We start from the raw sequence: 22,452 nt of genomic DNA, 5'->3' as shown, positions 1-22,452 counted from the left end.
TTACAGTATTCCCGCTGTTAACAGCGCTTTCTCTACGATATCCTGACCCGCTGATGTTAATGGAGTCATCGGTAAGCGCAATGTGGCGTCTTCAATCAATCCAATACGTTGACACGCCCATTTAGCTGGGATTGGGTTAGGTTCAACAAATAACTGATGATGTAAGTCCATCAGGCGTCGATTAAGTTCACGTGCTTTTGCAAACTCACCCGCTTTTGCCAATCGACATAATTCTACCATTTCTAACGCAGCAACGTTAGCAGTAACCGAAATAACACCATGACCGCCAAGTTGCATAAAGTCTAATGAGGATGCGTCATCTCCACTTAATAAGATAAAACTATCATCATTAACTAACTGTTGGATTTGACTAACACGACTTAAGTTCCCTGTCGCCTCTTTAATTGCCACAATATTATCCAACTGAGCTAAACGTGCAACTGTTACTGGCAATAAATCACATCCTGTACGGCCGGGCACATTATACAAGATTTGGGGTAAAGCCGTGCTTTCAGAAATCGCTTTAAAATGTTGATAAAGCCCTTCTTGGGAAGGTTTATTATAGTATGGAGTAACCGTTAAGCACCCTGCAATACCTTTATTTTCAAACTGTTGTGTAAACCAAATAGCTTCAGAAGTTGCATTAGCCCCCGTGCCTGCAATCACAGGAATACGACCATCAGCCATATCCAGAGTCATTAATACGACATCAACATGCTCATCATGGCTTAATGTTGCCGATTCTCCCGTTGTTCCCACAGAGACAATAGCATCTGTACCTGCTTTAACATGATAATCGACCAACTTGCGTAAACTAACTCGGTCAACATTGCCTTTCGCATCCATAGGGGTGACTAATGCCACCATACTGCCTGTAAAATCAAAATTGTTACTTACCATAATTCATTGCTCCGAGATAGACTTATACACAATGGTACTCATTCATTGCTCTATTGAAAACTACTTAACTCTAGGTTTCTAATGAAATTTGCTAATATTCTTTGATTTGAATTAAAGAGAGATAATAATGAAAGATAGTGCGCTTCTGATCTTGGCAGAAATCAAATTTTGTGTTTACCTGTTAGGAATAAACTGAAAGTCAAAAGGAAGCCTATTTTGCCTATACCTGATAAACATTTTCTCGTACTCACTGCATTAGGGACTGACCGTCCTGGTATCGTTGATACCATTACGCAATTAGTTAGCCAATGCGGGTGTAATATCGAAGACAGCCGGCTTGCGATGTTCGGTCAAGAATTTACGTTTATCATGCTACTTTCTGGTGGTTGGAATGCGATTGCCCAACTTGAAGCATTACTGCCGATAAAAAGTGCAGAACTTGATTTATTGACTGTGATGAAAAGAACTAAAATGGGTGCGCCAGTCTCTTACCCATCAACCATTACTGCAAAAGTAGATATAGAAGATGCCCCCGGCATTGTTGAACGTTTTACCAATTTATTTAGTCAACATCACTTTAATCTTGCAGAATTAGTTTCTAAAACTCATCCTTCTGAGGATGGTACTCCTGCTCGTTTAGAAATTCAGATCACGGCCCATAATCCGTTAGATGATCATGGTCTCGTTATTCATGAGAAATTCAATCAATTATGTACAGAGTTAAACGCTCAAGGCACAATAAGTATCGTAAATAGTCTGATGATGAAACAATAAAAGAATGGAGAATTAGGTAATGAACCCATTAAAAGCCGGTGATAAGGCACCTCAATTCAGTCTGCCTGATCAAGATGGAGAAATCATTAATCTGTCTGATTTTGCTGGCCAACGTGTGCTCGTTTATTTTTATCCAAAAGCGATGACACCAGGCTGTACAACGCAAGCTTGTGGCTTACGTGATGAGATGGATACACTAAAAAAAGCCAACGTCGAGGTATTGGGAATTAGTACTGATAAGTCAGAAAAACTTTCCCGTTTTGCCGAAAAAGAGATGTTAAACTTCACCTTACTTTCTGATGAAGATCATAAAGTTGCAGAGCAATTTGGCATTTGGGGTGAAAAACAATTTATGGGGAAAACTTACGATGGTATTCATCGTACAACGTTCCTAATTGATAAAAACGGTGTGATTGAACATGTGTTTGATAATTTTAAAACCAGCAATCACCACCAAGTGGTTATCGATTATTTAGCTGCACACCCATAGTTTATGATCACAGCTTAGTGCTGATAAATAAAACAGACAGCCATTAACTATCGCTGTCTGTTTTTTTATTATCAATAAGTTGATGATAAATCGCGTCTATGATTACTTTATTACTTTTTCTTTTCTAATGTTTCTAAAGGCGGCTCATTGGCAATTTCATCAGGCAGCGCATGTAATACTGCTTTGATTAACGTCGCTAAAGGAATGGCGAAAAACACCCCCCAAAAGCCCCACATACCACCAAATATAATCACAGATAAGATAATGACTAAGGGGTGCATATTGACAGCTTCAGAGAACAATATCGGTACTAATAAGTTGCTATCTAAACCTTGAACCACTAAGTAAGCGATAAATAGCGCCCAAAAATCAGAGCCTAATCCCCATTGAGAAAGTGCAATTACAATGACTGGAATAGTCGCGAGTACCGCCCCCACATAAGGCACTAAAACCGAAACGCCAACTAAAACCGCTAATAAGACTGAATAACGCAAATCAAAAAAAGCAAAGACAAAATAGGTAAATACACCAACAATCACCATTTCGGTAACCTTACCACGAATATAGTTGGTGATTTGCTGATTAACCTCAATCCACACTTGTGCTGCAAGAATTCTATTTTTGGGTAATACCCGACGGACAGCATTGAGCATTTGTTGCTTATCTTTTAATAAAAAGAACGTCATTAATGGCACAAGGATCAGATAAATAGAGAGCGTGATAACGCCGATTAAAGAGGCTAAAGAGACTTTTAACACTGACTCTGCCACCGTTGAAAATTTACTGCGCAAGTTTTCCGCCATCATATCCACGATGCCAACATCCATTAATGCGGGGAATCGCTCAGGTAATTCACGAGCAAATGCATTGAATTTATTGATCATATTAGGGATATCTGAAATTAACGTCATGGCTTGTTGCCATACCGTTGGCGCTAAAATCAAAATAACAATGGCACTAATACCTATAAATAGTGTCAGAACGATTGATACGGCCCAAATTCGTGCACATCCTAGCTTCTCAAGTAAGTGTGTTGGCCATTCCAGCAAATAAGCTAATACAATGGCGACTAATAATGGTGCAAGTATGCCACTGAAAAAGTAGATAATTGAAAAACCGGCAATTAAGATCACCACCAGCGCGATAACTTGGGGATCAGCAAATCGACGTTTATACCATTGAACAAGCAAGTCCAGCATGAAAATAGAGGTCCTTTATAATAATAAGTCAAATATATCTATATGTATTGATTTACATAATCAATAATCTTTTGACGGATTTTACGTTAGCTTTTGCTATGATACATCATTAATTATAAATTTTTCGTTAAGATAGCTATCAGGATGTTGTTGTATGAAACTCAGACTTAAAAAACCACTGGTCGCGCTTCTTGTTTCTACTTTGCTATCAACATCAGTGTTGCCTGCTCACGCTGCGATTGATATTGAAGATACCCTGCCCGATATGGGAACGACAGCAGGCTCAACATTGAGTATCAATCAAGAAATCGCTATGGGTGATTACTATACTCGCCAATTAAGAAATAGTGCACCATTAGTTTTTGACCCTCTACTTTCTAATTACATCAATAATTTAGGTCAAAGATTAGTCTCTAATGCCAGTTCGGTAAAAACCCCCTTTCACTTCTATTTAGTGAATAACCCCAATATTAATGCCTTTGCTTATTTTGGTGGCAATATCGTATTGCACTCAGCACTATTTAGATACAGTCGCAATGAAAGTGAATTAGCTTCTGTTATCGCCCACGAAATTTCTCACGTTACCCAACGTCATCTTGCAAGAATGTTAGAAGATCAGTCTAAAACCACGCCACTCGCCATGGCTGGAATATTAGGCTCTATTTTAATATTTATGGCTAACCCCAATGCCGGTTTAGCCACCTTTACGGGAAGTATGGCGGGGATGCAACAAAACATGATCACCTTCACGCAAATGAACGAACAAGAAGCTGATCGGATAGGAATACAAACTCTTTATCGTGCAGGGTTTGATCCACAAGGTATGCCTAATTTTATGCAGATCTTAGCAGACCAAGTGCGCTATAGTTCTAAGCCACCTGAAATGCTATTAACGCACCCCTTACCTGACAGCCGTTTATCTGATGCACGTAGCCGAGCAGCGCAATATGCTCCGCGCAAAGTGCCACAATCGGCTAATTTTCTCTATGCTAAAATGCGGGTATTGACCATGCTAGAGAAAAACCCCGCATCAAGTAACGCTTTGCAAACCACGCTGGATCAGTTTAGGCAAGGAACGGAATTAGAAAAATCAGCCGCTAATTATGCACAAGCCTTACTCTATTCTCGTGATCGTAAATTTAATGACGCGAGAAAAATACTCGCCCCTATGCTGGCAAAAGAGCCAAATAATATCTGGCTTATTGATGCCATTACCGATATTGACGTAGAGCAAAACCGTGCTGCGGAAGCGATAACACGTTTACAACAAGCGCTTAAGCAATCACCTAACAACAAAGTACTGACGGTTAATTTAGCTAATGCTTATATGCAAAATAAGCAATATAACGAAGCTAATCGATTATTATATCGCTATACCTTTGACAATCCTGACGATCCTATTGGTTGGCAATTGGTGGCTGAAAATGCGGCAAAACAAGGTAATCGAGCCCAAGAGCTTGCAGCTTACGCTGAAGATTTGGCATTACGAGGAGATTTTGAAACTGCCATTCGTTATCTTGGTGATGCGAGTCGTCAAGTAAAATTAGGCAGTAATGAGCAAGCTCGTTTTGATGCACGTATTGATCAATTGCGTAAACTTCAACATAAAGACAGTCAATTTAAATAAGGGATAATATGACCAACAAAGTAACGATTTATCATAATCCGCGCTGTTCTAAAAGCCGTGAAACCTTACATTTATTAGAAGAGATGCATATCACCCCTGACGTTATTCATTATTTAGATACGCCGCCTTCTGTCGATGAGTTAAAAGCATTACTCAAAGCGCTAGATTTTGACGATGCAAGAAAATTAATGCGCACCAAAGAAGAAATTTATAAAACCCTAAAGCTTGCTGATGAGAGCTCACAAGAAGCACTAATTCAGGCCATGCATAATCACCCTAAATTAATTGAACGTCCTATTGTGGTCGTTGGCAATAAAGCGCGTTTAGGTCGTCCACCTGAGCAAGTTACCGCCCTTTTTAAGTAGGCTAAATTGGCAATTGCCGACATTGACGGTATGGCGCATCACTAAAACGTAATCTGAGTGATTTCAGAGCATTGAGACGAGAAACCTTACGGCTGTTTTCAAAGATCGGTGATGCGCCCTAATAACTCATTATCTGCAGTGCGCTCAAAATGACAGAAAACCAACACGTTATACCTATTAACTTACTTCACTCCTCTTCATATCGATAACACAATTCTCTACTGCTTTATTATCACATCACAACGGTGTTACCGCCATCTGTATATTCTAAAGGTCACTAATGTTAATTTTCTGTTACAAACAATAAGGAAACACGATAGTTATTTCCATTAGTAGAATAAGGTAGTTTATTGCTTGCTTTCAAAATATTTCATCTTAATTTCATTTTTTTTATAGTGAATATTTTACCAAGATCAAAAATATCTATCACGATCACATTATCCTGTTACAAATAACAGCCAACAGAAAAAATTTATGAAACGTTTCATTTGTATTGTGACAAAAGTCTCTTTACACGAGTGAATTCCTACTTATTATGGTCTTCAGAAAATATGATGGCAGATTTGATTTGCGATACACTTCGAACCATTTTTATTTTCGTTATCATCCAATTCAGAAATTAATATTAGAGATACAATTTAAACAATACTGCAACATAGCAAAATACGTTAATTCGCCACTTCTTTTACACATGCCTACTCGCTATCTCACTAGAGATAGTGCGTTATATTTTTTTTAAAGTGTATAGATATCGGCAAACTAACTGAAAATATAGCCAACATATGGGCGACTAAAACTAATCAATCATCAAAATACCAGATGATTGCCAGGCTAATAGGAAATTTAATGAACATCGTACATAGACTCAAACTTGTTTCATTCCTCCAATTTTTTATTTGGGGCTCTTGGCTTGTTACGTTTGCTTCATATCTATTTGATAAATTACATTTTAAAGGTACTGACGTTGGGCTAATTTTTAGTGCTTTAGGATTAGCATCACTGATCGCACCGGTGATCATGGGATTTATTGCGGACAAGATAAATAACCGTAAGCTGGTCTTTATTACCCTGCATATTTTATCCGCGTTTGCTTTAGTACTGATGTCTCAAATGACCACAGTGACTACCCTCTTCTTTGCGACACTTCTGCATTTATTGTTCTTTATGCCAAGCATTTCTATGGCAAACAGTATTATTTTTGAGTTACTAGAGCAAAAACACCTAGAGCCAAATGACTATTTCCCCAAAATCCGTGTTTATGGCACCGTGGGTTTTATTGCTGCAATGTGGGTTATTAGCTTCTTAGGTTTCGGTAATAGCTACGATCAACTGTTTGTTGCTGCAATAGCCTCTATTATCTTAGCGGTATTTGCGATGTTTTTACCGGCGACAAAAGCGACAGATAAAACAGAAGCAAAAGAAGAAGTGGCCGCTTTTAGCTTATCGAATACCTTACAAGTGTTTAAAAAGAAAAATGTGGTTATTTTCCTTTTCTTTGCCACATTGTTAGGTTCAGTATTGCAAATTACCAATACATTTGGGGTTCCATTCTTACAAGATATGGCCAAAGCACCTAATGCTGATGACTCTTTCTTGGCTCATTATCCTTCTGTTTTCTTATCCATTTCTCAAATTTCTGAAGTGGTCTTTATTCTATTTTTACCCCTGCTATTAAAACGAGTTAGAATAGAAACTATCGTATTATTTAGTATGATTGCATGGATCTTACGTTTTGGTTTCTTCGCTTACGGTGACTATTCATCATTAGGCCAAATCGTTCTGTTGTTATCCATGATTGTCTATGGTTGTGCTTTCGATTTCTTTAATATCTCCGGCTCGCTATTCCTAGAAAAAGAGATCCCATTACAATATCGCTCTACCGCACAAGGTATGTTTATGACCTTAGTGAATGGTTTTGGTACTTATTTAGGTGCGATGCTAAGTGGCTGGGTTATTGATTTGTATACCACAGATGGTGTTATTGATTGGCAGTCATTCTGGTTGATCTTTACGGGTTACACTGTGGCTATCACCGCACTTTATCTGATTTACTTAGTGGTTCCGCAGAAGAAAACAAAAGTTGTAGAAGCACATTAATTATTTCCCCCATTCTTTATTTGTTGCACTCACCGCTTATCTTTCGAGATAAGCGGTTTTTTATTACTGGTTATCTATTGCATAATGCGTTGTTTTAAATAGCTTGCGATTAAAGCTTAAGAATATCTTTTACGAAAGGAATGGTCAGCTTACGTTGAGCCACAATAGAGGCGTGATCGAGTTCATCTAGCATTTCAAATAATGTGCGCATTTTTCTATCTAAGCGCTTTAATACAAAACGACCCACATCTTCGGGTAATTCAAATCCACGTAGTTTCGCTCTTAATTGTAGTGCTTGAATTTTTTCTTCATCGCTTAGCGGTTGTAAGCGATAAATTTGCCCCCAATCTAGGCGAGAAGCGAGATCAGGAAGTTGTAAATCAATTTGACGGGGAGGTCTATCCCCTGTGATTAATAGACAGGTGCGACCAAGTTCTAATACGCGATTATACAGATTAAACAGAGCAAGTTCCCACTCTTCATCACCCGCAATACATTGAACGTTATCGATACAAACTAATGAAAGATGCTCCATACCTTCAAGCACATCTGGTACGAAATAAGCCCGTTTATCAAGAGGAACATAACCAACTGCATCTCCGGCTAAAGAAAGCTCTGCACAAGCTGCATGCAACAAGTGGCTTTTTCCGCCCCCATCACGAGACCAGAAATAGATATAACTGCCATGTGATTGGTGAATAGCAGTTTGGATCGCAGCAACGAGTGATGCATTTTCCCCTGCGTAAAAGCTATCGAATGTCTCATCATCGGGCAGAGATAGTGGTAATGATAGCTGTGATGGCGTATTCAGAAGCACCTCACCTGAATAGTTTAATAAACGTCGTGATTCTAACACAAATTCTATCAATGACAGAATCAATATTAAAAAAGCAAGACGAGCTGCTTAAGATGACAGCAATAAATAGCGAAACTGTTTATTTTGACATCAATATAAGATCAGTTTAGCCATTCTATTTCACTATTTAAACGTTATCTTAGAGAGATCGTGACCTGATGGTTGCTGATAAATATCTAATTTAAAATACTTAGCACAAGCATTTATATACTCAAAAATTTCTGATTGTGTCTCTTCATATTCCACCCATGTGGTAGCACGAGTAAAACAATATAATTCAACGGGTAGTCCCATTGGTGTGGGGGGCATTGTTCTTATCACCAAATACATATCCGGCCTAACATCACCACGCATTTTGATCCAATTTAACATATACTTTCTAAAAAGTTGTAGATTGGTCACCCCGTTGGTTTCTAACCAAGTATTAATATCACCTATCTCTTCTTCTTTACCTTCTAACATCGCTTCAATGCTTTTTTTAAGTGGCGCAGTATTTTTTAGCTCCTGCACTAACTGTTCTGTAGCAAATGAAATAGAGGATTGATCAATATAGAAACTACGCTTGATACGACGGCCTCCTGAAGAGAACATCGGTTGCCAGTTAGTATATTTTTCGGTTAAAAAGTCCTTTGTGGGTATACGAGAAATCGTGTTATCCCAATTACGTACTGTAATTGTGTGCAGTGCAATATCAATCACTTCACCACTAATATTACTGCTGGGTAATTCAATCCAATCATATAGTTTTAACACTTTACCATTTGAGATCAGAATATTAGCGACGAATGAGATAAGGGTATGTTGGAAAACAAACATCAATACCGCAGCGATCGCACCAAAGCTGGAAATAATAATCAGTGGGGATTGTTCAGTAAATAGCGCGATAATAAGAATAAAGGCGATGATCCACACCACTATCTTAGCAATTTCAATATAACCTTTAATCGAATTGTTACGGTGCCACGATTTTTTAGCATGCCTGATATTAAAAATATCTAACGCGTTATTAAGAAGAGAAGCAATATTGATGACGATAAAAGCACGACAAACCGTTTCAAAGATAATATTCATCTGTGCTGAAAACGAAGGCAATAACTGGTTTATATAGAGAACCAGAGTGACTGCAACAATAGAGGCACTTTTTTTCGCAATATCTTCTATCGTCTCTTCATCTGAGAGTTCGGTGAATAAAAACAATAGACGCTTGGCTATACGACGAAAGATCATCTTTGCCAGAAACCACACCACCAGCAACGTGATCACTAAAAACAGCGTGGTGAAAATCTGCTTAGATACGATAAAATCGTATATATCAACAAGTTTTTCCATAACTAGCGTCGTCACCCTTTTAAAAGCTTTGTTACAACCTTAAAACAATTTTTAGCTCAATAATAGCTAAAAAGTATCGCTATCACTAAACCACTAATAATTTCATTGTCTCATTTATTTGCGTTAAATAAATATTATTATTAAGTTTATTTTCTTTTTCTAAGTTTTAAACGCTTTTTATAACAAAAGTGTTTTTGTTTATCTTATAAGAATAAAAAACAACCAATAAAAAAAGCAGTCTATGACTGCTTTTTAGTTCAATGACGAAATATTAGCGAAAAGAGCTCATCAATGATTACTTGGTGTTTGTATGTTTGTTAATTGACTCCAGAGTATCATCCACTAACTCAGTTTCTGGGCGAATAATACTCACCAGCTTAAACACTAAACTTAAAACAATACCGACTATCGTTGCTAAGGCCATGCCTTTTAGTTCAGCTGCGCCAATTTGAATTGATGCACCACTTACACCGACAATTAAAATGATCGCTGTTAATATCAAGTTTTGTGGTTTGTTATAATCAACTTTCGAATCTAATAATACGCGAATACCGGACGCCCCTATTACACCATACAGTAATAAAGAGACACCGCCCATTACCGGTACGGGAACCGCTGCAATCGCGGCTGCCAGTTTACCAACACAAGAAAGTAAGATAGCGATAATTGCTGCACCACCAATGACCCAAGTGCTATACACTTTAGTAATAGCCATAACACCGATATTTTCACCGTAAGTCGTGTTAGGTGTAGAGCCAAAAAATCCGGAGATAATGGTTGAAAAACCATTTGCAAACATAGAGCGATGTAAGCCTGGGTTTTTCATGAGATCACGTTGAACAATATTCGCGGTTACCACAAGGTGCCCTACGTGTTCGGCAATAACCACTAATGCCGCCGGCAAGATAATAAAAATAGCACTCCACTCAAAACGCGGCGAATAAAAGGTAGGCAGAGCAAACCAATTGGCTTCTTTAATCGGTGTCACATCAACAACGCCCATAAAGAAAGAGAGTGCGTAACCGACTAACACGCCAATAAGAATAGGAATAATAGCCAAAAATCCCCTAAACATCACTGAGCCTAAAATAGTCACACCCAGTGTCACCATAGAGATTATCAATGTTTGACTATCAACGGGATTATCTGCGCTAGGTAATAATCCAGCCATATTAGCGGCGGTTCCGGCCAACTCAAGACCTATTACGGCAACGATTGCGCCCATTGCCGCAGGAGGAAACATCACATTAATCCATCCGCGTCCGGCGATTTTCACAATGCCAGCAACAAGGCAAAATAGCACCCCACAGACAATAAACCCGCCCAATGCTAATTCATAGCCTAAAGGAAGTAGCAATAACACCGGAGAGATAAAGGCGAAACTTGAACCTAAATAAGCAGGAATACGACCTTTACAGATAAAGAGATAAAGCAGAGTACCGATACCGTTAAACAATAATATGGTGGCCGGATTAACCTTAAACAAAATCGGCACAAGTACAGTAGCACCAAACATGGCAAACAGATGTTGAAAACTCAATGGGATTGTTTGTAATAATGGTGGGCGCTCTTCTACCCCGATTGCACGACGAGTCATGCTTACGACCTCTCTTTAAAATAGATATAAATGGAATTTAAATTTCAGCGATAAAACAAACCAATAAGGGATCCAAAAAAAAGCCGACTATCAAAGTCGGCTTAATCATTATTTTGTACCAAATATCTTATCACCCGCATCACCAAGGCCTGGGACAATGTACCCATGCTCATTAAGATGCTTATCAATCGATGCAGTATATAACTCAACATCAGGATGAGCTTCTTCTAATGCTTTGATCCCCTCAGGCGCAGCCACTAACACTAAAACTTTAATTGAAGTACAGCCTGAATTTTTTAATAAATCAATTGTGGCAATCATAGAGCCACCAGTTGCTAACATTGGGTCAACAACAAGTGCCATACGTTCTTCAATATGAGAGGCTAGTTTCTGGAAGTAAGGGACGGGCTTTAAGGTTTCTTCATCGCGGTAAACACCAACTACACTGATCCGGGCGCTAGGAATATTTTCTAATACTCCATCCATCATCCCAAGACCGGCACGGAGGATAGGTACAACAGTAATTTTTTTTCCTTTAATCTGTTCTATCTCAACCGGGCCACACCAACCTTCAATTGTTACCGTCTCTGTTTCTAAATCGGCGGTAGCTTCATACGTCAGTAGACTGGAAACTTCTGAAGCCAATTCACGAAAGCGTTTAGTGCTTATATCATGATCTCGCATCAGCCCCAATTTATGTTGAATGAGTGGGTGTTTTACCTCAACGATCTTCATAATTTCTCCTAATGTACGACGCAGCCAGACAAAAAAATCGCGAGATTATACCGCTTTTTTAGTGACTTTCCATCGTTTTTCTATTGATATTGATCAATCGCACAGCTTTTAACCACACTAACATGAATAATTGTGATCTAAAAAGAAGATCCTCGCAAACGTTTGCTTTGCCTGTTAGAATAGCCACCGCACACATTTTTTCTTAACAGCAACTTGCCGTGAGGGCTAGACGTGACTAACAAATCCTCTCTCAGCTATAAAGATGCCGGTGTCGATATTGATGCAGGTAATGCTTTAGTCGATCGTATTAAAAGTGTAGTAAAAGAAACTCGCCGTCCTGAAGTTATGGGGGGTTTAGGTGGTTTTGGTGCATTATGCGCTATTCCCACTAAATACCGCGAACCTATTTTAGTGTCAGGCACTGACGGTGTCGGTACTAAACTTCGCCTTGCGATGGACTTAAATCGCCACGATGATATTGGTATCGATTTAGTCGCAATGTGTGTTAACGATTTAATCGTTCAAGGAGCTGAGCCTCTCTTCTTTCTTGACTACTATGCCACAGGCAAGTTAGATGTCGATACTGCCGCACGGGTTGTAACGGGTATCGCTGAAGGTTGTAAGCAATCCGGCTGTGCCTTAGTGGGTGGCGAAACAGCGGAAATGCCCGGCATGTATCATGGTAACGATTATGATATCGCCGGTTTTTGTGTTGGTGTCGTTGAGAAATCACAGATTATCGATGGTAGCAAAGTTAAAGCGGGTGATGCATTAATTGCTCTCGCTTCAAGTGGCCCTCATTCTAATGGCTATTCACTGATCAGAAAAATTCTTGAAGTCAGTGGTGCCTGTGCTGAAACTACCCCATTAGGTGATACATCACTGGCTGATAAACTCTTAGCGCCAACCCGTATTTATGTAAAATCACTCCTGTCATTAATTGAAAACGTTGATATTCACGCAGTGGCACATATTACTGGTGGTGGATTTTGGGAAAATATTCCGCGCGTGCTACCTGAAAATACGCAAGCTCGTATTAATAGCCAAAGTTGGCAGTGGCCTGAGGTCTTTAACTGGCTACAACAGGCAGGTAATGTCAGCACTCATGAAATGTATCGTACCTTTAACTGTGGTGTCGGCTTATTAATCGCCGTGAGCCAAGCTGATGTTGAAAAAACGCTATCACATCTTAATGCCTGTGGTGAAAAGGCATGGTTAATTGGTGATATTGCCCCGCAAGCAGCGGGTGATGCACAAGTGATTATCAATTAGTAAAAGTACCCCCATGAAAAATATTGTGGTCCTGATCTCAGGAAATGGTAGCAACCTACAGGCGATTATTGACGCCTGTAGGGCGCATAAAATCGCAGGCCAAGTTGTGGCTGTTTTCAGCAATAAAGCACAAGCTTATGGGCTTGAACGAGCGAGACAAGCGGATATCCCTGCTTACTTTATCGATCCGGCTGATTATCCTGATAGAGAAGCTTATGATAAAGCGTTAATCACTCAAATTGATGGCTATCAGCCTGATATTGTGGTTCTTGCTGGCTTTATGCGTATTTTATCGCCGTTATTTGTCAACCATTATCAGCATAAGCTATTAAATATTCATCCCTCTTTACTTCCCAAATATCCCGGTCTGCATACACATAAACAAGTTATTGAGAATAAAGATACTTTTCATGGTACTACCGTACACTTTGTCACGGAAGAATTAGACGGTGGCCCGATGATCATTCAAGCGCGTATTCCCGTCTCTCCTGATGATACCGAACAAAGTTTGCAAGCAAAAATACAAACACAAGAGTATCGCATTTATCCTCTCGCAATTAGTTGGTTAGCAGAAGAGAGATTAAAAATGATAGATAATCGGGCGCTACTTGATGGTAATGTTCTGTTTGACAATCTTGATTAACGGTTTCACTTAAGATAAAAAGTCACTTTGTGCTACACTGTAGCCCGCGGTGACTTTTATTGTGTCACCCTTTTCTCTTTTTATTCAATGCATTTTCACCGAGGTGCTTATGTCCGGTGGTAAGAAAGTTCCACCTATAAAATTACGTCCTCTCGAAAGAGAAGACCTTCCTTTTGTCCATAAACTTGATAATAATGCTAGCGTTATGCGCTACTGGTTTGAAGAGCCTTATGAAGCTTTTATTGAGTTAAGCGACCTATATGAAAAACATATTCACGACCAAAGCGAACGACGTTTTATTGCTGAAAGTGAAGGCACAAAAGTCGGTTTAGTTGAGCTGGTTGAAATTGATTATGTTCATCGTCGTGCTGAGTTTCAAATCATTATCGCCCCTGCTCATCAAGGCCATGGTTATGCAGCCCGCGCGGCAAAGTTAGCGATGGACTACGCTTTTTCTGTACTTAATTTATACAAACTCTATTTAATCGTCGATAAAGAGAATGCTAAAGCGATTCATATTTATGAAAAGCTTGGCTTTAAGAAAGAAGGTGATTTAATAGATGAGTTTTTTGTTAATGGCTCTTACCGTTCTGCGATTAGAATGTGTACATTCCAAGCCCCTTATTTTGAACAAAAAGCCAAAGCAGCAAGACCGGAAAATTTTGTTAAACCGGGTGCAACGATAAAACAATATGTCTGATTGATTCAGATAATAAGATTTAACTTTAACCCATGTTGGAGTTCAGATGTCCCAAGAACGACTCTATATTGATAAAGAGATCAGCTGGCTTGCGTTTAACGAGCGAGTATTGCAAGAGGCGGCAGATAAACGTAACCCGCTAATCGAAAGGGTCAGGTTTTTGGGGATCTATTCAAATAATCTTGATGAGTTTTATAAAGTTCGCTTTGCGGATGTAAAACGGCGTATTTTAATTAATGAGGAGCGCGGCTCACGCTCTGGCTCTAGTCACGCTCGTCATTTAATCAAAAAAATCCAATCTAAAGTTGCCAAAGCCGACCAAGAATTCGACGCACTGTATAACGACTTGCTTTTAGAAATGGCGCGTAATCAGATTTTTTTAATCAATGAACGGCAAATCTCACCTAACCAACAAATTTGGTTACGCCAATATTTTCGCCAAAACTTAAGAAAACATATCACGCCGATCCTTATCAACCCTGAAACTAATTTGGTTGAGTTTTTAAAAGATGATTACACATATTTAGCCGTTGAAATTGCTCAGGGGCAAACTATTCACTACGCTTTGTTAGAGATCCCCTCCGATAAAGTCCCTCGTTTTGTTATTTTGCCTACAGAACAAGGCCGAGGTAAGAAAAAGTCAATGATTTTGCTGGATAATATCTTACGCTATTGTCTTGATGAGATTTTTAAAGGCTTCTTTGACTATGATTCTTTAAATGCTTATTCCATGAAAATGACACGTGATGCTGAATATGATTTAGCCACTGAAATGGAATCCAGCTTATTAGAAATGATGTCATCTACCTTAAAACAGCGCCTTACCGCTGAGCCTGTTCGTTTTGTCTATCAACGTGATATGCCCGATGAAATGGTTGCTTTACTGCGTAGCAAATTAGGTTTATCTAATAATGACTCGGTCATTGCTGGTGGGCGTTATCACAACTTTAAAGACTTTATTAATTTTCCTAATGAGGGTAGTAAGTTTCTATTAAACAAACCTATTCCTCGTTTACGCCATGTTTGGTTTGATAATTTCCGTAATGGCTTTGATGCGATCCGTGAACGTGATGTGTTACTTTATTATCCTTATCATACCTTTGAGCATGTATTGGAATTATTACGCCAAGCGTCTTTTGATCCCAGTGTCATTTCGATAAAAATCAATATCTATCGCGTAGCAAAAGACTCTCGGATTATCGATTCGATGATCCACGCCGCCCACAATGGTAAGCGTGTCACTGTGGTCGTTGAATTACAAGCTCGCTTTGATGAAGCCGCGAATATACATTGGGCTAAACGCTTAACCGAAGCTGGCGTCCACGTTATCTTTTCAGCACCCGGCTTAAAAATTCATGCGAAATTATTTATTATTTCTCGTTTGGAAGAAGGTGAAATCATTCGCTATGCGCATATTGGTACTGGGAATTTTAATGAAAAAACCGCACGCCTTTATACCGATTATTCTCTGTTAACCGCGAATACAGAAATTAATAATGAAGTACGTCGAGTGTTCAATTTTATTGAAAACCCTTATCGTCCGGTGACTTTTGAACATTTAATGGTATCACCGCAAAACTCACGTATTTTGTTAAACCAGTTGATCACAAATGAAATTCACAATGCTCAAGCGGGGCACCCTGCGGGTATTACCTTAAAAGTTAACAATTTAGTCGATGAAGAGTTAGTTAATCGTCTTTATGATGCCTCACAAGCAGGTGTTAAAATCCGCCTATTAGTACGCGGTATGTGCTCTTTAGTCCCTAATCAGCCCGATTTTAGTGAAAATATTCAGGTCACCAGTATTGTTGACCGCTTTTTAGAGCATGATCGTGTTTATGTCTTTACCAATAAAGGGGATGAGAAAATTTTCCTATCATCCGCAGACTGGATGACTCGTAACCTTGATTATCGTATTGAAGTTGCCGTACCACTACTCGACCCTCAGCTAAAACAGCGTATTTTGGATATTCTTGAGATCCAGTTTAATGATACTGTAAAAGCACGATATTTAGATAAAGATCTAACAAATAGCTATGTTCCTCGAGGAAATAAACGTAAGATCCGCGCCCAACTTGCTGTATATGAATACCTTAAATCATTAGAACAACCAGGATCACGAGCGTAATCAATGCCTTTATTACAAGATGACTCTTCTTCACCACGTCCTTTAGAAATTGCGGCTATAGACCTTGGTTCTAATAGTTTTCATATGATCATAGCCCGTGTTGTCAATGGTGCCTTACAGGTATTAAGTCGTTTAAAACAACGGGTATATCTTGCCGATGGCCTTGATGATAATGATAAACTCAGTGAAGAAGCAATGTTGCGGGGGCTTTCTGCACTTTCCCTTTTTGCTGAAAGGTTACAGGGATTTCCAGCAGAAAATGTCACTGTGGTCGGTACACATACGTTACGGGTTGCTAGCAATGCCAAAGTCTTTTTGCAACGCGCAAAAGAGGTGATGCCCTATCCTATTGAAATTATTTCTGGTCACGAAGAAGCACGCCTGATCTTTATGGGCGTTGAGCATACGCAATCTGAAAAAGGGCGTAAGCTAGTGATTGATATTGGTGGAGGCTCTACCGAATTAGTGATCGGAGAAAATTTTGAACCCATCTTGATCGAAAGCCAGCGTATGGGGTGTGTCAGCTTTAGCCGTCAATTTTTCCCGAACCAAAAAATTAGCGAATCCGCTTTTCGTAAAGCTCGCGAAAAAGCAGCACGTAAAATGGAAAAAATTGCTTGGCAATATAAAATGACCGGCTGGGATGTCGCATTAGGCGCATCGGGTACTATCAAGGCTGCACATGAAATTTTGGTTGAATTTGGTGAAAAAGATGGTGTGATCACCCCTGAACGCCTATTAATGTTGACCAAACAGGTACTACGGTTTAAAAAATTTAAGGATATCACCCTACCGGGATTATCCGATGAACGTAAACACAGTTTTGTACCTGGTTTAGCCATTTTATGCGGTATTTTCGATACCCTAGGCTTAAAGGCTCTCCATTTATCTGATGGTGCATTACGTGAAGGTGTATTGTATGAAATGGAAGGCCGTTTTCGTCATCAAGATATTCGCCAGCGTACCGCCAAAAGCCTTGCTGAACACTATAATATCGATCGTGAACAAGCTAAGCGCGTCCTCACCACAATGCAATCACTGTATGCTCAGTGGGCGGAACAAAATCCTAAACTGGTTCGTCCTGATCTAGAAGCGATTTTAGTATGGGCGGTGATGTTGCATGAAGTGGGATTAAGTATCAATTTAAGTGGTTTGCATCGTCATTCTGCTTATATTCTTTCGAATACAGATTTACCCGGTTTTAATCAAGAACAACAACAATTATTAACTACATTAGTTCGTTATCATCGCAAAGCAATTAAGTTTGATGAGTTACCTAAATTTAATCTATATAAAAAGAAACAGTATTATCCATTAGTACAAATACTTAGGTTAGCAACACTACTTAATAATCAGCGTCAATCAACCACTAAACCGGTTTCTTTACGTTTAGTGACCGATGATAATCACTGGACACTCTATTTTCCTAAAAATTATCTTGCCGATAACACATTGATGGAATTGGATTTAGAAAAAGAACAGGAGCATTGGCAGGCCGTTCCGGGCTGGAAACTGGATATAAAAGAGGAATCTGCTTAACAATATGATATTATACAGAAAAAGACGCGGTATAATGCGTCTTTTGTTGCATTTATCATACAACAACTATCACATAACAACGTAAGGTTTGATTTGTGACGATAATATGAAAATACCCAATGTAATATTTTCAAGATCGCTATTTTTTTATATGGAGAAGACCGATAATCATCCTAAAATGGAATAATGAATACTAATGGTTATCTCCCTCGTAAGAATTAAAAAGGAATAACATGTCTCAATCAGCTATCAATAATGATACTGCGGCTGCCATCAATCCATATTCACAAAAAGTGGCACACCTGCGTCAGCAAATTCTGAACATCTTTCTTGAAGATGACCGTTTTGTTGAAACAGTGTTAGGTGAAGCAAGTGAAAGTGATAGGCTGAGCCACCATGAACTTCATGAAAAAATCACCACTGTTAGAGAATTACTACAAGATCTACACGCGGCAGATATTGCAGATATTCTTGAAGCCCTTCCCTATGATGAACGTTTAGCCCTATGGCATTTGGTTGATAATAATGAGCGTGGTGCGGTTTTAGTCGAAGCCTCTGTCGCCGTTTGGGACAGCCTAATTAAAGATATGACGGATCGTGAATTATTACGCTCAGTCGCTTCTTTGCATGTGGATGAACAGGCCTATATTGCGGAGCATTTACCCCGTGATACCATGCGTCGTCTTTTGACCTATTTAGAACCAAGTCTGCGTAATAGGATCAGAGAAGTCCTGCAATATCCGAAGGATAGTGTTGGACAGATGATGGATTTTGAGTTTGTCACCGTGCGTGGCAACGTAACATTAAAAACGGTTCAACGTTATTTACGCCAACGTGGCTCTATTCCTGAAGCCACGGATAAAATTTTCGTTATTGATAATGCCAATCATCTGTTAGGTGAATTACCCTTAACCACAGTATTAACCCAGTCGCCGGATAAACGGGTCTCTGATGTCATGAAAACCGATACTGTCAGCTTTATGCCCGAAGAGAAAGGCGAAGATGCAGCGGGTGCGTTCGAACGTTATGACTTAATTTCGGCTGCAGTTGTTGATAGTAATGGCCTGTTAATGGGACGTTTAACCGTTGAAGATATCGTCGATAATATGCATGAAGAGAGCGATACCAACATTCGTCGTATGGGGGGGTTAAGCCCAGAAGAGGATGTATTCGCCCCTGTCGGGCAAGCGGTTAAAACACGTTGGACATGGCTTGCTATCAACTTATGTACTGCTTTTGTCGCTTCTCGTGTTATTGGTGTGTTTGAGCATACCATTTCCCAATTAGTCGCCTTAGCAACTTTAATGCCCATTGTTGCAGGTATTGGGGGAAATACCGGTAACCAAACCATTACTATGATTGTGCGTGCATTAGCACTACATCAAATTCAGACTGGTAGTTTCTCGTTCTTAATTTTAAGAGAGTTAGGTGTTGCCCTTATCAACGGTATTGTTTGGGGGGGAATAATGGGAGTTGTAACTTACTTCCTTTATGGTGATATTGCGATGGGCGCCGTAATGACAATGGCCATGGTACTCAACCTGTTGATGGCTGCCATGATGGGGGTATTAATACCAATGACCATGATAAAACTGGGTAAAGATCCGGCCATTGGCTCAAGTGTGATGATCACCGCGATCACCGATACCGGTGGCTTCTTTATTTTCTTAGGCCTAGCCACTATTTTCTTAGTTTAACAAAACAGATAAAAACGCCACTGCAGAGTACATCACAGTGGCGTTTTTGTTTTTATAGATTTTTTAGGTTGTTGTTGAAAGAAAGTAATAGACCAGTAGTAATGCGACAACAAGCGATACCATAAACGTTCTTCTTACCGCAACACTGACTGATAAATTATCTTGTTGCAGACTCCCATACAGCGTTTTTTTTAGTAGCAGACTGCTGACTAAAGCGACAACAAGCACAGATGCAAATAGCACAATCGCGGTTAACAACACCGCACTTATCGAAATTGAATTCATCATTTCCCCCTGCTATATCCACCGACATCTGATGTAATTATAACCAGATAATGACGCTTTGAGATGATTTTTGCTGTTTTTCCCTATTTATCATTTAACTATTTAAAATCTATATTTTAAATAAAAATGCGTAACCATGCTTACAATAACCAAAGTTGTTGACATTTAATATCAATTACTTTCAATTTTAAGAAATTTAAAACCAATGAGTAACTGAGTTTATTTTAGATGAATACCCTAAAAATAATACCAATAACAGGTTATATTGCTACAAAACATCAATATTTATTAATTAATAATCTAATTATTATTTAATTAACAAGAAATAATAAATTAAAATAACGCTAATTTTATTATTTAATTCAATTTAGAAAAATTGAAATGATATTCAATAAATCGTTTTTTTAACCATAACTAATAAATGAAAATAACGGTAAGAACAAAACCTCTAATTTTATTAAAAAACTACACAAGAAAATAAAAACCGCCCTAAAAATCACAAAACAAACAAAACTTAGCATTAAAAACTACAGATGCTCACAATGACAACTTATCAGATTGTTTTATTTTATGCTCTTTACTTCATAAAGAGCTTCCTGATATAACTATTTACATCATTACAATATTATTCTTTCTTGTATAAAAGACGATAAATAACTTTTTAACGTTATTTATTGCCACCTTTGTGATCAACTTTTTTAAGAATTTTATTGATGGTTTGGTTATTTACTCTTTTTTATCACGATGATTAATATAGGTTGTTATTATGACATCACAATCACACTCCACTCAGCCGTTGAGTCAACCTACGGCAAGACCTTTAAACCGCAACGACTATAAAACGTTGGGTTTATCCTCACTAGGAGGAACATTGGAGTTCTATGATTTCGTGATCTTCGTGTTCTTTACGAAAACATTGAGCCATTTATTCTTTCCTGGTGATAACGCTTTTATCGCTCAGATGCAGACATTAGGTATTTTTGCTGCCGGTTATCTTGCTCGTCCTTTAGGTGGCATCATTATGGCTCACTATGGCGATATTATCGGCCGTAAACGTATGTTTACCTTAAGTATCTTTTTAATGGCTGTACCAACTTTGGTGATTGGCTTATTACCTACCTATGCCAGCATCGGTGTGGCTGCACCGTTATTACTGTTATTGATGCGTATTATGCAAGGGGCGGCTATCGGTGGTGAAATGCCCGGGGCTTGGGTATTTATTGCCGAACACACCCCGAAACAGCGTTATGGCTTAGGGGTGGGTACCTTAACATCCGGTATTACTGGTGGCATCTTATTAGGCTCTATCGTCGCTATTATTGTACAACGCAGCTATAGCGCTCAAGAAGTGAATGATTTTGCATGGCGAATTCCCTTTATTTTAGGTGGCATATTTGGCTTGATCTCGGTTTATTTACGTCGTTTTTTACAAGAAACACCTATCTTTAAAGAGATGGCGGCTAAAAAAGCCTTAGCACAAGAAATGCCGGTGGTTTCGGTTATCAAAAACCATAAACAAGCCTGTTTAATTACTGCAGCATTAACATGGTCTTTATCTACAGCTATTGTTGTTACTATTTTGATGACACCCAGTGTCATTGTTGAAGGGATCTACAAAATAGACAGAACAACATCGTTAGAAGCTAACTGTGTTGCCACTTTAACGCTGACCTTAGGATGTATCTTCTGGGGCTGGTTGGGGGATAAATTAGGAACCCGTGCATCCATGACCTTATCATGGGGTGGATTAATTGTTACTGCATTCCATTTTTATGGAAGCTTAGATGCCAATATGTCTGGTATCCAATTAGCATTTAACTATGGTTTGATGGGCTTTTTTGTCGGTGCAATTGCCACAACGCCAATTGTGAGTACTAGAGCATTTCCTCCTTCAATTCGTTTTTCTGGCCTCTCTTTTGCTTATAATATGGCCTATGCCGTATTTGGTGGCTTAACGCCAATGTTAACGGGTGCTTGGTTGGAAAAAACGGCAATGGCAGGAGCTTATTATGTTGCAGCTGTTTCTGCATTAGCCATTGTTATCGCATTCTTACCTTTAGCTTATAAAGGCTGGATCGCGGTAAACACCAGCTCACGGGAAAAAGAGATAGCATTGCAAGTTGATAAAGTCGCTAGTTAATCGTTGCTAGCAAGAAATATTTTACTCTCCTTAGAATTTATTATTCACAACAACACCACCCTAATAGGTGGTGTTGTTG

Annotated in this window: 19 protein-coding genes; 12 read left to right on the top strand and 7 right to left on the bottom strand. The window is 39.0% G+C overall.

Going from position 1 to position 22,452, the window contains the following annotated elements; translation table 11 throughout:
• Positions 1 to 900, bottom strand: a complete 900-nt coding sequence (dapA, locus tag AACV01_RS15230; RefSeq protein ID WP_004243415.1) for a 4-hydroxy-tetrahydrodipicolinate synthase — start codon at positions 898 to 900, stop codon at positions 1 to 3.
• Positions 901 to 1,116: 216 nt separating this feature from the next.
• Here dapA and AACV01_RS15225 point away from each other — a divergent pair, with 216 nt between their 5' ends.
• A complete protein-coding gene (locus AACV01_RS15225; RefSeq protein WP_004248283.1) occupies positions 1,117 to 1,674 on the top strand; it encodes a glycine cleavage system transcriptional repressor in 558 nt (185 codons plus the stop codon).
• A gap of 19 nt (positions 1,675 to 1,693) precedes the next feature.
• Entirely contained in the window at positions 1,694 to 2,164 is a 471-nt protein-coding gene (gene bcp / locus AACV01_RS15220) for a thioredoxin-dependent thiol peroxidase (RefSeq protein ID WP_004243417.1), read from the top strand.
• Positions 2,165 to 2,274: 110 nt separating this feature from the next.
• Here the strand turns inward: bcp and AACV01_RS15215 are convergent, their stop codons facing one another.
• Complete coding sequence (locus tag AACV01_RS15215; RefSeq protein ID WP_004243419.1) at positions 2,275 to 3,363, bottom strand: AI-2E family transporter; 1,089 nt, start codon at positions 3,361 to 3,363, stop codon at positions 2,275 to 2,277.
• A gap of 154 nt (positions 3,364 to 3,517) precedes the next feature.
• Between AACV01_RS15215 and AACV01_RS15210 the strand changes: the two genes are divergently transcribed.
• From AACV01_RS15210 to AACV01_RS15200, 3 genes are all read left to right on the top strand, one after another.
• Positions 3,518 to 4,990 (top strand): beta-barrel assembly-enhancing protease, encoded by a 1,473-nt coding sequence (locus AACV01_RS15210; RefSeq protein WP_004248284.1) that lies wholly within the window; start codon positions 3,518 to 3,520, stop codon positions 4,988 to 4,990.
• Positions 4,991 to 4,998: 8 nt separating this feature from the next.
• Entirely contained in the window at positions 4,999 to 5,355 is a 357-nt protein-coding gene (gene arsC, locus AACV01_RS15205; protein ID WP_004243423.1) for an arsenate reductase (glutaredoxin), read from the top strand.
• 846 nt (positions 5,356 to 6,201) lie between these two features.
• Positions 6,202 to 7,452 (top strand): MFS transporter, encoded by a 1,251-nt coding sequence (locus tag AACV01_RS15200; protein WP_012368036.1) that lies wholly within the window; start codon positions 6,202 to 6,204, stop codon positions 7,450 to 7,452.
• 109 nt (positions 7,453 to 7,561) lie between these two features.
• Here the strand turns inward: AACV01_RS15200 and hda are convergent, their stop codons facing one another.
• The 4 genes from hda to upp all read right to left on the bottom strand — a co-directional run bounded on the left by hda (position 7,562) and on the right by upp (position 11,969).
• Positions 7,562 to 8,269 (bottom strand): DnaA inactivator Hda, encoded by a 708-nt coding sequence (gene hda / locus AACV01_RS15195; RefSeq protein WP_036896130.1) that lies wholly within the window; start codon positions 8,267 to 8,269, stop codon positions 7,562 to 7,564.
• Between the two features lie 162 nt (positions 8,270 to 8,431).
• Positions 8,432 to 9,637 carry a mechanosensitive ion channel family protein gene (locus AACV01_RS15190; RefSeq protein ID WP_004243426.1) on the bottom strand — a complete coding sequence of 402 codons (1,206 nt, stop codon included), beginning with the start codon at positions 9,635 to 9,637 and terminating at the stop codon, positions 8,432 to 8,434.
• A 295-nt stretch (positions 9,638 to 9,932) separates the two neighbouring features.
• Complete coding sequence (uraA, locus tag AACV01_RS15185; protein WP_020945844.1) at positions 9,933 to 11,234, bottom strand: uracil permease; 1,302 nt, start codon at positions 11,232 to 11,234, stop codon at positions 9,933 to 9,935.
• A gap of 108 nt (positions 11,235 to 11,342) precedes the next feature.
• On the bottom strand, positions 11,343 to 11,969 hold the full coding sequence (gene upp / locus AACV01_RS15180) for a uracil phosphoribosyltransferase (protein ID WP_004248287.1): 627 nt from the start codon (positions 11,967 to 11,969) through the stop codon (positions 11,343 to 11,345).
• Between the two features lie 231 nt (positions 11,970 to 12,200).
• On the opposite strand from upp, the gene purM reads away from it, so the two are divergent.
• The 6 genes from purM (at position 12,201) to mgtE (ending at position 19,948) form a co-directional block, all read left to right on the top strand.
• Entirely contained in the window at positions 12,201 to 13,241 is a 1,041-nt protein-coding gene (purM, locus tag AACV01_RS15175; protein ID WP_004248288.1) for a phosphoribosylformylglycinamidine cyclo-ligase, read from the top strand.
• Between the two features lie 13 nt (positions 13,242 to 13,254).
• Positions 13,255 to 13,884, top strand: coding sequence for a phosphoribosylglycinamide formyltransferase (purN, locus tag AACV01_RS15170; RefSeq protein WP_004243435.1), 630 nt, complete (start codon positions 13,255 to 13,257; stop codon positions 13,882 to 13,884).
• A gap of 109 nt (positions 13,885 to 13,993) precedes the next feature.
• Positions 13,994 to 14,584, top strand: a complete 591-nt coding sequence (speG, locus tag AACV01_RS15165) for a spermidine N1-acetyltransferase (protein WP_004243436.1) — start codon at positions 13,994 to 13,996, stop codon at positions 14,582 to 14,584.
• 46 nt (positions 14,585 to 14,630) lie between these two features.
• Complete coding sequence (ppk1, locus tag AACV01_RS15160) at positions 14,631 to 16,712, top strand: polyphosphate kinase 1 (protein WP_004243437.1); 2,082 nt, start codon at positions 14,631 to 14,633, stop codon at positions 16,710 to 16,712.
• 3 nt (positions 16,713 to 16,715) lie between these two features.
• Positions 16,716 to 18,251, top strand: a complete 1,536-nt coding sequence (ppx, locus tag AACV01_RS15155; protein ID WP_004243438.1) for an exopolyphosphatase — start codon at positions 16,716 to 16,718, stop codon at positions 18,249 to 18,251.
• A 233-nt stretch (positions 18,252 to 18,484) separates the two neighbouring features.
• Positions 18,485 to 19,948, top strand: coding sequence for a magnesium transporter (gene mgtE / locus AACV01_RS15150; RefSeq protein WP_004243440.1), 1,464 nt, complete (start codon positions 18,485 to 18,487; stop codon positions 19,946 to 19,948).
• Between the two features lie 63 nt (positions 19,949 to 20,011).
• On the opposite strand, the gene AACV01_RS15145 is transcribed toward mgtE, so the two are convergent.
• Positions 20,012 to 20,233, bottom strand: coding sequence for a hypothetical protein (locus AACV01_RS15145; RefSeq protein WP_046334590.1), 222 nt, complete (start codon positions 20,231 to 20,233; stop codon positions 20,012 to 20,014).
• A gap of 766 nt (positions 20,234 to 20,999) precedes the next feature.
• On the opposite strand from AACV01_RS15145, the gene AACV01_RS15140 reads away from it, so the two are divergent.
• Positions 21,000 to 22,373: an MFS transporter gene (locus AACV01_RS15140; RefSeq protein WP_004248292.1), complete on the top strand. Its 1,374-nt coding sequence runs from the start codon at positions 21,000 to 21,002 to the stop codon at positions 22,371 to 22,373.
• Positions 22,374 to 22,452 lie beyond the last annotated feature (79 nt).

The organism is Proteus sp. G2609 (assembly GCF_963896135.1).
Taxonomy (GTDB): domain Bacteria; phylum Pseudomonadota; class Gammaproteobacteria; order Enterobacterales; family Enterobacteriaceae; genus Proteus; species Proteus mirabilis.
Note: the sequence above shows the minus strand (reverse complement) of the source record. Positions and strands in the feature narration are given on the sequence as shown.